The organism is Ruegeria sp. R14_0, assembly GCF_017743975.1.
GTDB lineage: Bacteria > Pseudomonadota > Alphaproteobacteria > Rhodobacterales > Rhodobacteraceae > Ruegeria.
This window is the reverse complement of sequence record NZ_JAGHRC010000004.1, coordinates 40,510-52,236: the sequence shown is the minus strand read 5'-3', so window position 1 is coordinate 52,236 and position 11,727 is coordinate 40,510. Positions and strand designations below refer to the sequence as shown.

Here is an 11,727-nt window from a genome sequence, read left to right as displayed (position 1 = left end):
TTTACCCCCGCAAGCGGTCGTTTTCAGGATCGTAGAACGGCACCGTCGACACGGTCGCGTTGACGGGCACGCCCAGCACTTCGATCTGGTACATATCACCGGGCTGCGCCGCTTCGGTCAAATAGCCCAAGGCAATGCGCTTGCCGATGCGGAACCCGGTGCCACCCGAGCTTACATAACCCACCGGCTTGCCATCCCGGCAGATTGGGTCCGAGGACAGGGCGTCTGCGCCGTGGCCGTCCAGAACGAAGGCGGTGAAGTGATAATCCTTCGGCTGCTCGGCTTGCGCCAAAAACGCCTCGCGCCCGACAAAGCTGTCTTTCTTCTTGCTGACAAAGCGATCCAGCCCGGCGTCAAAGGCGGTGTATTCGATACCAAAATCCGCACCCCAGCCGTGGTAACCTTTCTCTAACCGCATGGCATTCAGCCCGTAGGAGCCGAATTCGACAATACCGTGAGCCGCGCCTTGCTCCATGACGGCGTTGTAAACACTGACCAGATCGTCACTGCGCGTATGCAGTTCCCAGCCCAGCTCGCCCACATAGGACACGCGAAGGGCGATCACCGGAGCGCCGGCAATGGTGATTTCACGAACAGACATCCACGGTGCATTTTCCTTGGACAGGTCGTCCTTGGTCAGCGGTTGCAGCACATCGCGGGATTTCGGCCCCATGACCATCAAGGCCGCGTCAAAGTCAGAGCCGCGGGTCAGGGTCACGCCCTCGTCTGGCAGGAACCGGGACATCCAGTCATGGTCACGTTGATCGGCCAGCGTGGGGCCGCAGAGCAGGTATTTGTTCTCATCCAACCGCGCAATCGTGGCTTCCGACCAGATCTTGCCCTTGGGCGTCAACATGTAGGACAGTTTGACCCGGTCAACCGACGGCATCGCGCCGCAGAACACGTTGTTGAGGAACTCGGTGGCTTTCGGTCCTTCGACCTCGTACCGGGTAAAACCGCCGTGATCCATCACGCCGACATTGTCGCGCACACCCTCACATTCCGCCCTGACCGCGTCGTGCCAGACTTCATGGTGAAAGCTGAGCTGGCCATTATCTTTCACCGCATCAGTCTGGAACCAGAACGCACGTTCCCAGCCAGCGACCTGCCCGAACACCGCTCCTTTAGTCTTTAGCGTTTCGTAGAGCGGCGTGGTCTGCACGGGTCGGCCTGATTTCCATAGCCGGTGGGGGTAAGGGATCGCGTACTGATGCTCGTACAGTTCGCTGGACCGTTTGACGGTGTAGTCGAACGTCGCCCACTCTTCGCCAAAGCGGCGTGGATCCCAGAAGGACATGTCCCATTCGGTTTCGCCCTCGGTGATCCATTCGGCCAGGGTTTTCGCGGCAGCCGCCGAATGGGTGATACCAACCGGAAAACAGCAGGCGTGGTAGAAGTTCGGCAGGCCGAAAGCCGGACCGCAGAGCGGCGCGCCATCCGGGCTGTAGGGGATCGGTCCGTTTACAAAGCGACTGACACCCGCCTCGCCCAGCAGCGGGACGTGTTCCAGCGCGGCTTCGAGGATTTCGGCAATGTCATCGACGCTGTCGGGATAAAGCTGGTTGGCAAAGCAATCCGGCATCCCGTCCAGCCACGCCGGGCGACCTTCATGGCCGTAGGACCCCAGCAGCAAGCCGTTCCGCTCGCGCCGCAGGTAATACATGATGTCCGGGTCACGGATGAGCGGGAAGTTCTCGGGGTTGGCCTCAAGCTCGGGCAGGCTTTCGGTGACCAGGTATTGGTGCTCCAGCGTGACTACGGGCAATTTTTGACCGACCATCTCGCCAACCTGCCGACCATAATAGCCTCCGGCGTTGATCACGATGTCACAGAGTACGTCGCCCTTGTCGGTCTGCACCTCCCACTCGCCGGAAGCGCGGCGTCTGATGCCGGTGACCGTGGTAAACCGCGCGATCGCCGCGCCCTGATCCCGCGCGCCTTTGGCCAGCGCCTGGGTCAGTTGCGAGGGGTCAACGTCGCCCTCATAGGGGTCGAAAATCCCGCCGATGATGCTGTCGCCCGAACGGAAATAGGGATGCATCTCGTCCAATTCAGACGGGGTGAGCATCGCCATGTCATAGCCCAAGCCCTTCGAGATTCCGACGAGGTGGCGGAACAGGTCCATGCGTTCCGGCGTATGGGCGGGCCAGAAGGCACCTGTGTGGCGGTAGGTAATCGGGTAATCGACCTGTTCGGCCAGGTCCTTATACAGCCGCCACGCATAGTTGCCCGCACGCATCCCTCCCCAGCTATTGGCATAGGTCGGGATATTGCCCGCCGCGTGCCAGGTCGAGCCGCTGGTCAACTCGTTCTTTTCGATCAGCAGGGTGTCGGTCACACCGGCTTTGGCCAGATGGTAGAGGGTCGAGACACCAACCGCACCGCCCCCGATGATCACAACTTTGGCTTGGCTTTTCATGGGTTCAGTCTTTCGGGAATTCAGGCAGATGAATGGGCAGACGGGTGCGCAGGGCGGCCTCGACCTCGGCAGGCAGGTGGGACGGAGCGGGCTGCGCCTCGATCTCGGCAACACGGGCGATGGCGCGGTCCCAGACCGTTTGCGCCCCGCTTTCCAGCCAGTCGTTGACGCTCTGACGGTCGCCAAGCGAGGGGTAGACATATTCCTTGGTCATCAGGTCCAGTGTCTGGGCTGTGCCAAGGAAATGGCCTTCACCGGTCACAACCTCTTCGATGATACCCAGGTCGATGGAACCTTCGAACATTTCGACCCCGCGCACGGTGCGCAGAATTGCCCCGCACATATCGTTGTCGATGACCAGCGCCTCTTTACTGGCGGCCATGATCGACCCAAGCATTCCCACGGACAGGTTGATCATATCCGCCCCACCCTGCGCGGCCAGCGCGATGGTATAGCCTTTCTCGTAACCCGATTGGGCGTCTGCTGTCTTGGCATCGGTCATCCCCGCCGAAACGGTCGAAGGCAGACCCAGATTCAGCAGCAATTGCGCGGCGGCGGCATTGGCTACCGCAGCCTCGCCCGAGCCGCCGGTCATGGCGCCGGTGCGCAGATCGGAAATGAAAGGCAGGAAGGCAAGGATGCACGGAAATCCAGGTTGCATCATGTTGACCAGAACCAAACCGGCCAGCGACTCGGCCAGCCCTTGCGCCAAAGCCCCCGCCAGTGAGGCGGGGCTGGTTGCGCCCGCCTGTGCTGCCGAACAGATTTGCAACGGCATCCCCAAGCGTACACATTCCTGCATCACGCCACATGCTTCTTCGGCCAAAGTCAGCGGCGGCACCACATGACAGACCGATGCAAAACAGAAAGGCTGCGCCCGAAACGCCCCCTCACCGCCCAGAGCCTCATCAAACATTTTGATCACCGGCGCAACGTTGGCCGGTTCAAAAAAACTGGTGCCAATGGGTTTCGAGGTCGCCTTCATTGCCGCGAAGGCGGTGTTGATATCCAGCGTCAGAGGGTCTTCCAAGTCGCGTGCCACCACCGGACGTAGGGAGTAATGGATGCTGTCACTGGCATCCACAATCCGCATCAGGCCATAGAGGTCCTGCAGGGTGCTGTCTCGAAACGTGTTCGTCGCAGCATCCAGAATCTGGACGGCGGCACCACCGGTTCCGATATGCACTCGACCTCCACCGATCTCGATGCCGTGATCGCGGACAAATCCCGGCAGTTCAACTCGTTTGCAAGCTTTGGCGATCACATCCTCGACCAAGGCACGCGGGAAAGTAATGCGCCCGTCTTCCCGCGAAGTCGCCCCGTTTTCCAGCGCCAGTTTGCGAATATCGTCCGGCGCGCCTGACACACCAATCCGTTCGAGAATGTCGAAGGCCGTATCAGTGATATGCGTCAGCTTGTTGTCGTCCAGCGGCATGAAACGGCCACCAACCGGCGGCAACGTCATCTGTGGCGTGGCGGATGTTGCCGCCCGTTTTGTTCGTGTTCGCCGCATGAGCGCGTCCCCAGTGATGTCTTTTCCCGCGCATCTTATGAAGGGCACATTATTAGCTCAATTCCATTATTTTCGGTTTTTTGTGAATTGTTTTCACGCTGAACCACCAGATAGGTTTCGCGATCACCTTCATTGAAGATTGGCCAACAAAGACAGGCATTTCTTTGCCGCAAGGTTTTTTTGTCCAAAATGCGTTAGCCGAGCATAGACCTTTGTGGATGTCGAATGCCACTCAACGGGCATCTCTACCAAATCGCCACGCGCTAGATAGGGGTCGACGAAGCTTCGCCATCCCAAACCCAATCCCTTACCCGAAGCTGCGGCTTCCAACAGATAGACATAACTGTCGAACTCTTCAGAAATCGGCCAATCAGCATATTCTGGATGCGCCCGCCACCAGTCCATCCAGTCCATCCAGCCATAGTTTTCCTTTTGCAGCCTAAGAAGGGGTGGCGCTTCACATTTTCCCGACAAAGCGTCGACTGCTTGCTGGACCATTTCAGGCGTGCCAACCGGTTTGATCTGCTCTGCGCAAACCACTACATGTTCCGTATCGGGCGCTGTTTCTGAATACCCGAACACAATATCGCCACCGGAATCGATAGCAGCCTGAACCAGGTTGTATTCAGCCGTCATGACCCGCAGTTCGGCCTCATTTCCCAAAGCGTTCCGAAGATCGCCGTATCGAGGCATCAACAACAGGTGCGAGACAGAGTGCGAACAAACCAGCGTGACCCGATTGTCTACTTGTTTCAATTCTTGGACCGCGCTTTGCAATGCATCAAAGCCCTGGACGACTCCGGCGTAGAACTGACTGCCCTTGGAGGTAAGCGTTACGGGACTCTTGTCGCGATGAAAGAACGCGACACCATACCTGATCTCCAAATTTCGGATATGGCGGCTGATTGCCGGTTGCGATGTATTCAACTCTTCTGCGGCACGCGCAAAGCCCCTCAGCCGAGCAACCGCTTCGAATGCGACAAGCGAGCTTAGCGACGGGATACTGTATCTGCGATTTACCATATCATTTTTGATATGGCTGTGAGCACGTGAAAGCAATGGAAAAAGCATGCCTTCGCCGCCATCTTCACCTGCAGAACTCGAATCCTGAAGCTGATAGGGTAAGCCGTGAAAGACTATACGAAGCCCCCGAAATGGGCCGATACCAAGGTCAAACTTTTCCCCCACCAAGTAGGGTTTACCTGCCCTCCGCATGATTTTGATGCGGCCCCGTCCGATTTCCTGCGCATGGCCCCGCGCAGCGTGGGCGCGCATGGCTGGATGCTGCATGTGCCGGACTATGCCCATCGGCTGGATCAGCGCAAAAAGAACTTCGGCATGCTCGAAGACTTTATGGAGTGTATGGCCAACAACGGTGCCGATGTCTGCGGGCAGGTCGGATCGAACTGGGTCCATGCCAGCGGTTTGGGCGTTGAAGGCATCCGCCAGCACTGCGAGATGCTCAGCGACAAATACGAAACCCCATTCCATATGGCAGGCTATGCCATGGTCGAGGCGCTCCGCGATCAGAATGTCGAGAAGGTCGCACTCAACGCCTGCTACCACAGAGACACCTGGTATCAGGGCACCGTGGGTTTTCTGAAAGAAGCCGGGTTTGATGTGGTCTGGGCCGGAAACTTTTTCAACCAAGGGTGGTTCGACAGTCAGGAAGCGGTCGATGAATGCATTTGGTGCTTTGACGAAGAGCTGATTTACAAATCCTTCGACTACACCGCCGACAAAGCCCCTGACGTAGATGCCTATCTGATCAACGGGATGAGCAACTATCGCCGCCCGTCCGACGGAATCGCCCAGCGCCCGGTTCACTATGAATTCGAGCTGGAAGAACGCCTCGGCAAGCCGGTCATCGGTCATGACACCGCGCTCTACTGGCGCATTTTCAAAACCCTAGGCCTGGCCCCGGAAACCCAGCAGGGCAGCCTGCTCTCTTCACTGAAAGAATAAGACATGCACAAGATTGTAGCTGTTTGGGGGATTCCCCGTTCCACCTCGACCGCGTTTGAATGGATGATGCGCCAGCGCGGTGATCTGGATTGTCTGCATGAGCCCTTTGGCGAAGCCTGGTACCAAGGCGAGGACCCGATGTGGCCGCGTTTCAAAGAGGGGGAGGTCACGACCCCCGGCCTGACCCTGGAAAGCGTGTGGGACGACATCAAAGCGCGCGCTGAAAAAGGCCCGGTTTTTATCAAGGACTTCCCCCACTACATCAACCACATGTGGAATCCGGAATTCCTGTCGCATTTCACCCATGCGTTCCTGATCCGTGACCCCGCCAAGACCATTTCGTCGATGTACAACAAGTGGCCGGATTTTGATGAGCTTGAGGTCGGCTTCCCCGAACAGCGCGCGCTCTTTGACCTTTTGACTGCGCTGGACGGCGGCAAAACGCCCCCGGTTATCGACAGCGACGATTTGCTGGAAGACCCCAAGGGTGTCACTGCAGCGTTCTGCGCTTCTGTCGGCATCCCCTTCATAGAAGAGGCGCTGACATGGGAAGCTGGTGGCGACCCGTCCGAGCACAGCTGGTGGGACGGTGGATCTTTCCATGCCAACCTGGCCCAGTCGACCGGTCTTAAACCTCAGAAACGCAAATATATCGAAGTGGCCGATGCCCCCGAACGCGTGCGCCGTGTGCACCGCCGGATGAAACCCCACTACGACCACCTGTACAAGCACCGCATCCGCGTGTCGGAAACTGTCTGAGAAGATTGCAAAATGAACAAACAAGTCAAAACAGCGGCGGTTCCGCGCCCTGCTAAAGTGATGCCTTATGGCCCGATCCCAGAGCTTTATGTATCCTTTGAGTCGGCCGCGAAGCTGAAGCTCGAAGCAGCCGAGTTGACCAGCCATGACCTGAGCCCGCGTCAGATCTGCGATCTGGAACTGCTTATGAATGGCGGGTTTAACCCGCTGAAAGGCTTCCTGACCGAGGCCGATTATGATGGCGTGGTCGAAAACATGCGTTTGGCTGACGGCACTCTTTGGCCGATGCCGATCACCTTGGATGTCAGCGAAGACTTTGCCGATAGCATCGAGCTGGGTCAGGACATTGCCCTGCGCGATCAGGAAGGCGTCATTCTGGCGACCATGACCGTGACTGACCGCTGGACCCCGGACAAGGCGCGTGAAGCCGAGAAGGTGTTTGGCGCCGATGATCAGGCTCACCCGGCCGTCAACTACCTGCACAATGTTGCTGGCAAGGTTTATCTGGGTGGCCCGGTGACCGGCATCCAGACACCCGTGCACTACGATTTCAAAGCACGGCGAGATACACCAAACGAGTTGCGCGCTTATTTCCGCAAAGTCGGTTGGCAGAAAGTTGTTGCCTTCCAAACGCGCAACCCGCTGCACCGCGCGCATCAGGAACTCACCTTCCGCGCCGCCAAAGAGGCGCAAGCCAACCTGCTGATCCATCCGGTTGTAGGCCTGACCAAACCGGGTGACGTAGACCATTTTACGCGCGTGCGCTGTTACGAGGCGGTGCTGGACAAATACCCGGCCTCGACCACCTCGATGAGTCTTTTGAACCTGGCCATGCGGATGGCTGGCCCCCGCGAGGCAGTCTGGCATGGGCTGATCCGTGCCAATCACGGCTGTACGCACTTTATCGTCGGTCGCGACCACGCGGGCCCGGGCAAAAACAGCCAGGGTGAGGACTTCTACGGTCCTTACGACGCACAAGAAATGTACCGTGCGCATCAGGGCGAGATCGGTTGTGAAATGGTCGACTTCAAGCACATGGTGTATGTGCAGGAACGCGCCCAGTACGAACCCAATGACGAGATCGCAGACAAGGACAAGGTGACTATCCTGAATATCTCGGGGACCGAACTGCGCCGCCGTTTGGCCGAAGGTCTGGAAATCCCGGAATGGTTCAGCTTCCCCGAAGTGGTCGCCGAGTTGCGCAAGACCAAACCGCCTCGGGCTGAACAAGGCTTCACCGTGTTCTTCACCGGCTTCTCGGGCAGCGGCAAATCCACCATCGCCAACGCGCTGATGGTCAAGCTGATGGAGATGGGCGGGCGTCCCGTGACCCTGTTGGATGGCGATCTGGTGCGTAAGAACCTCAGCTCCGAACTGGGTTTCTCGAAAGAGCATCGCGACCTGAACATCCGCCGTATCGGGTATGTGGCCAGTGAGATCACCAAGAATGGTGGAATCGCCATCTGCGCGCCTATCGCACCCTATGCTACGACTCGTCGCGCCGTGCGCGAAGACATCCAAGCCTTTGGTGCCTTTGTCGAGATTCACGTTGCCACCAGCATTGAGGAATGTGAGCGACGCGACCGCAAGGGGCTGTACAAGCTGGCCCGTGAAGGCAAGATCAAGGAATTCACCGGCATCTCTGACCCCTATGATGTGCCTGAAAACCCGGAACTTCGCATCGAGACACAAGGCACCGACGTGGATAATTGCGCCCATCAGGTGATCCTGAAGCTGGAACAAATGGGCCTGATCTCGGGCAACTGGTGAAAGGACAAGCTATGGACTTTGACGCACTAAAGGCTGCTTTGATCCCCGTTGCCCGCGAAGCTGGTGCCAAGATCATGGAGGTCTATGAAAAACCCGCTGAGGCCGAATTCAAGGGCGATGGCTCTCCGGTCACAGAAGCGGACGCGGCGGCGGAGGCGATAATTCTCCCCGCGCTTCACGCCGCCGCCCCAAGCGTCACTGTCATCTCAGAGGAAAACGCGGCCAGTCATGCACTGGCCGCCCCCGAGACGTTTTTTCTGGTCGATCCGCTGGACGGAACCAAAGAGTTTCTGAAACGCGATGGAAAGGGCAGTTTCACGGTGAATATCGCGCTGATTGACAAGGGCCGACCGGTGTTCGGGATCGTCTATGCGCCAGCGCTGGACCGGATGTTTGTCGGCGTGGTCGGTCAGCAAGCCGAAGAATCCAGTGGAGGCGTGTCTCGACCAATCCGCGTCCGCGATGTTCCGTACTCTGGCCCTGTCGCTGTCGCCAGCGCCTCTCACCGCGATGCGGAAACGGACGCCTGGCTGAACGATCACGGCATCGACCAGACCACTTCAATCGGGTCTTCGCTCAAATTCTGCCTGGTGGCGGCGGGCGAGGCGGATGTCTATCCCCGGTTTGGTCCGACCATGGAATGGGATACCGGCGCAGGCCACGCGGTTCTGGCCGCAGCAGGTGGCCGCGTCACCAATCCGGACAACAGCGAATTCACGTTTGGAAAGCCGGACTATCGCAATGGCGCCTTCATTGCGTGGGGACAGTTGAACCCAACTTAACGAACAAGTTTACATGGAACAGATGACCGCCACGGATACCAACGCGCGTTTTGAACGGATTGTAACGGATGGGTTATGCATCGGGTGCGGGCTGTGCGCCTCGCTCCTGGGCCCTGAAAAGGTACGTATAAACAAGGATGAAAGTGGTGAGCTGAGACCCCGCATTCAGTCCACGTTAGATGAGGCTGACGTTGATCTCGTTTATGCCACCTGCCCGGGCACCCGATGTGAGGCGATCCCCGAAGCTGAGATTTCGGCTGCGCCCTATCACGACTTGGTCTGGGGCCCTTATCACAGCCTCACGCTTGGCTGGGCTGGCGAGCCCGAGGTTCGCTTCGAAGGGTCAACGGGTGGGGTGCTAACAGCGCTCGCCCGTTTCCTGCTAAAATCCGGCCGGGTCGCCTTTGTTCTGCATGTCAAGGCATCCGAGGATGCGCCAAGCTTTGGGGCAGCCACGATTTCCGGGACAGTTGATGAGGTTATGGCAGGGGCCGGATCCCGTTATGGCCCCACGGCCCCGCTGATCAATCTGATTGCGGCTTTGGACCGTGAACAACCATTTGCCGTAGTGGCAAAGCCCTGCGATCTAAACGCCATCCGCAACCTTGCGCATCAGGACGCCAGAGTTGACCGGCTGATCCGCTATATGCTGACCCCGGTCTGCGGCGGGTTTATGCCCGATGAGGCAATGGGACGTTTCCTGTCCGATAACGGAATTGACCGGAACCAGGTTTCCTCTCTGCGATACCGCGGGCGCGGTTGCCCGGGGCCCACCACGATTGAAACGACGGATGGGACGCGACGGGATTTTCATTACCTCGATTTTTGGGGGGAAGATGAAAGCAGCTGGTCGCTGCCATTTCGCTGCAAGATCTGTCCGGATGGCATCGGTGAAGGGGCCGACATCGCAGCGGCAGACACTTGGCCCGCCGCTTCGCCGGACCGAGAAGCCTCGGCCACAGACCCGGGCACCAATTCGATCATTGCACGTACACGGCGCGGGGCCGAGTTGTTGGAGGCTGCGACGGCGGCCGGGTTTCTTGAAGATGGCGGGCCGGTCGATATTGAATTCATGAACAAGACCCAACCCCATCAGGTTGCCAAAAAGCGGAACATGCGCGCCCGCTTTGATGGGCTTCGTCGTGCCGGAAGCTTGGTTCCAGAAACCATTGGGCTTCGTTTGGATGCTCTTTATCGTGAGAACTCGACAACTCAGAACCGGGACCAGGAAGAAGGGGCATTTAAGCGCGCTAAAGGATAACGAATTCTACGACTGATGGGTCGGAATGCACCAAATGCAAAACAAACCAGGGCGATGATGCATTAGCAATCCAATTGGACCGGCGCGATAAGGCTGCTCACGTGAACGGCGACTCTGCATTGTCGTTCTTTAGGTGTGCCCAGCAAGTTCTTTCCTCAGCATCCAACGCGAAGTGGGCCGAGCGGACCTTGGCAATATCACTGACACAGCGTTGGATGACCCAATCGAAATTTATGTTCTGCAATGATCCTAACGTCCGAAGCGACCGTGGCTTGGGCCCCTTCAATCTGGCACTCGAAAACACCGCCCGGCGCTTCGACACGGGTTGATTGTCCCGGGGCCACCCTTCCACTGTTTTCACACGCCGCCAGAACGGACAGAGCACCAGTGCCGCCCGCTGAATTGGCAACCTCCCCTTTGTCGGAAACCCAAACAGTTTTGATGTGATCGTCCGCGATTTGGGAAAAGAACATGACCAAGTAGGTGTCGTAACTCTCGACATTGCCTAATCGGGACAGAGGGTACTGCTTGCCGGCTGCCGCGCTCAGCTCGATTGCCGCGTTTGACAGGCTGGAATAATCACCCAGCGACAAACCCATCTCGTCTGCACCCACAATCAAATATGGCAGGCCCGCATCCACCAACGAGACCGGGATTGCATCACCTGCGTTCATGAGCAATTCCGCTTCGGCGATCAACATCACAGGAGGGGCCGTAAACCATTTGGCTTGCGTAACGAAATTGCCTGTCCGGTTTAGTTCAACACTCATCACACCGTGTGCGGTCAGTAACTTAACGCGACATTGACCAGCGGCTCTTTTCAAGTTCCGCATTTCTGCAAGAACCGTTGCCGCAGCCATAAGCGCGGTTCCGGCATACGGTGCGTAGGCAAAACGGGAGGCCAGAAAAAGCGTGCCGTCCGCGCTCGGTTCAAATGGTGGATACAGGAGGCAGGAATTGATGCGAGGGTTTCCATTCGGCGGTAAATTCAGAAAGTCCCGAAACGGTTCATGATTCAAACGCAGTTCCGCCAGGGCCTTCGTTGCGTTGCGTGACGCAATTTCGGGCAACCCGGCAATAGCCACCCGAAGAATGTCACCAGCGAGTTCTACATCGATTGCCGTTGTTTCATTGAAGTTGGCACTGCGTGTCATTTGATCATCCCACCCACTCGACAGACATCTTCCAAACCTGCAGATCTGACAAGGCAAAATAGGTTCGAACCTAACCAGAATGGCCGCCAAGCGCTGCTTGTGGT

General features: G+C 57.9%; 9 protein-coding genes. 5 read left to right on the top strand and 4 right to left on the bottom strand.

Annotated elements, in window-relative coordinates:
- Nucleotide 1: 1 nt before the first annotated feature.
- The 3 genes from J7416_RS12700 to J7416_RS12690 form a co-directional block, all read right to left on the bottom strand.
- Complete coding sequence (locus J7416_RS12700; protein WP_209225133.1) at nucleotides 2-2,419, bottom strand: FAD-dependent oxidoreductase; 2,418 nt, start codon at nucleotides 2,417-2,419, stop codon at nucleotides 2-4.
- A gap of 4 nt (nucleotides 2,420-2,423) precedes the next feature.
- The gene (locus J7416_RS12695) at nucleotides 2,424-3,932 is read right to left on the bottom strand and encodes a trimethylamine methyltransferase family protein (protein ID WP_209225132.1); all 1,509 of its coding nucleotides are present in this window, start codon (nucleotides 3,930-3,932) and stop codon (nucleotides 2,424-2,426) included.
- A gap of 129 nt (nucleotides 3,933-4,061) precedes the next feature.
- Complete coding sequence (locus J7416_RS12690) at nucleotides 4,062-5,207, bottom strand: LysR family transcriptional regulator (protein ID WP_247744276.1); 1,146 nt, start codon at nucleotides 5,205-5,207, stop codon at nucleotides 4,062-4,064.
- Between J7416_RS12690 and J7416_RS12685 the strand changes: the two genes are divergently transcribed.
- From J7416_RS12685 to J7416_RS12665, 5 genes are read left to right on the top strand one after another with little or no spacing between them, the layout of a single operon-like run.
- Nucleotides 5,181-5,897, top strand: a complete 717-nt coding sequence (locus tag J7416_RS12685; protein WP_247744275.1) for a hypothetical protein — start codon at nucleotides 5,181-5,183, stop codon at nucleotides 5,895-5,897. The two genes, J7416_RS12690 and J7416_RS12685, sit on opposite strands and share 27 nt — an antisense overlap.
- Nucleotides 5,898-5,900: 3 nt before the next feature.
- Nucleotides 5,901-6,656 carry a sulfotransferase family protein gene (locus J7416_RS12680; protein ID WP_209225129.1) on the top strand — a complete coding sequence of 252 codons (756 nt, stop codon included), beginning with the start codon at nucleotides 5,901-5,903 and terminating at the stop codon, nucleotides 6,654-6,656.
- Between the two features lie 12 nt (nucleotides 6,657-6,668).
- Nucleotides 6,669-8,426: a bifunctional sulfate adenylyltransferase/adenylylsulfate kinase gene (locus J7416_RS12675; protein ID WP_247744274.1), complete on the top strand. Its 1,758-nt coding sequence runs from the start codon at nucleotides 6,669-6,671 to the stop codon at nucleotides 8,424-8,426.
- Nucleotides 8,427-8,437: 11 nt separating this feature from the next.
- On the top strand, nucleotides 8,438-9,208 hold the full coding sequence (cysQ, locus tag J7416_RS12670; RefSeq protein ID WP_209225128.1) for a 3'(2'),5'-bisphosphate nucleotidase CysQ: 771 nt from the start codon (nucleotides 8,438-8,440) through the stop codon (nucleotides 9,206-9,208).
- Nucleotides 9,209-9,221: 13 nt separating this feature from the next.
- A complete protein-coding gene (locus J7416_RS12665) occupies nucleotides 9,222-10,469 on the top strand; it encodes a Coenzyme F420 hydrogenase/dehydrogenase, beta subunit C-terminal domain (protein ID WP_209225127.1) in 1,248 nt (415 codons plus the stop codon).
- A gap of 197 nt (nucleotides 10,470-10,666) precedes the next feature.
- Here the strand turns inward: J7416_RS12665 and J7416_RS12660 are convergent, their stop codons facing one another.
- On the bottom strand, nucleotides 10,667-11,713 hold the full coding sequence (locus J7416_RS12660; RefSeq protein ID WP_209225126.1) for a proline racemase family protein: 1,047 nt from the start codon (nucleotides 11,711-11,713) through the stop codon (nucleotides 10,667-10,669).
- Between the last annotated feature and the right edge of the window lie 14 nt (nucleotides 11,714-11,727).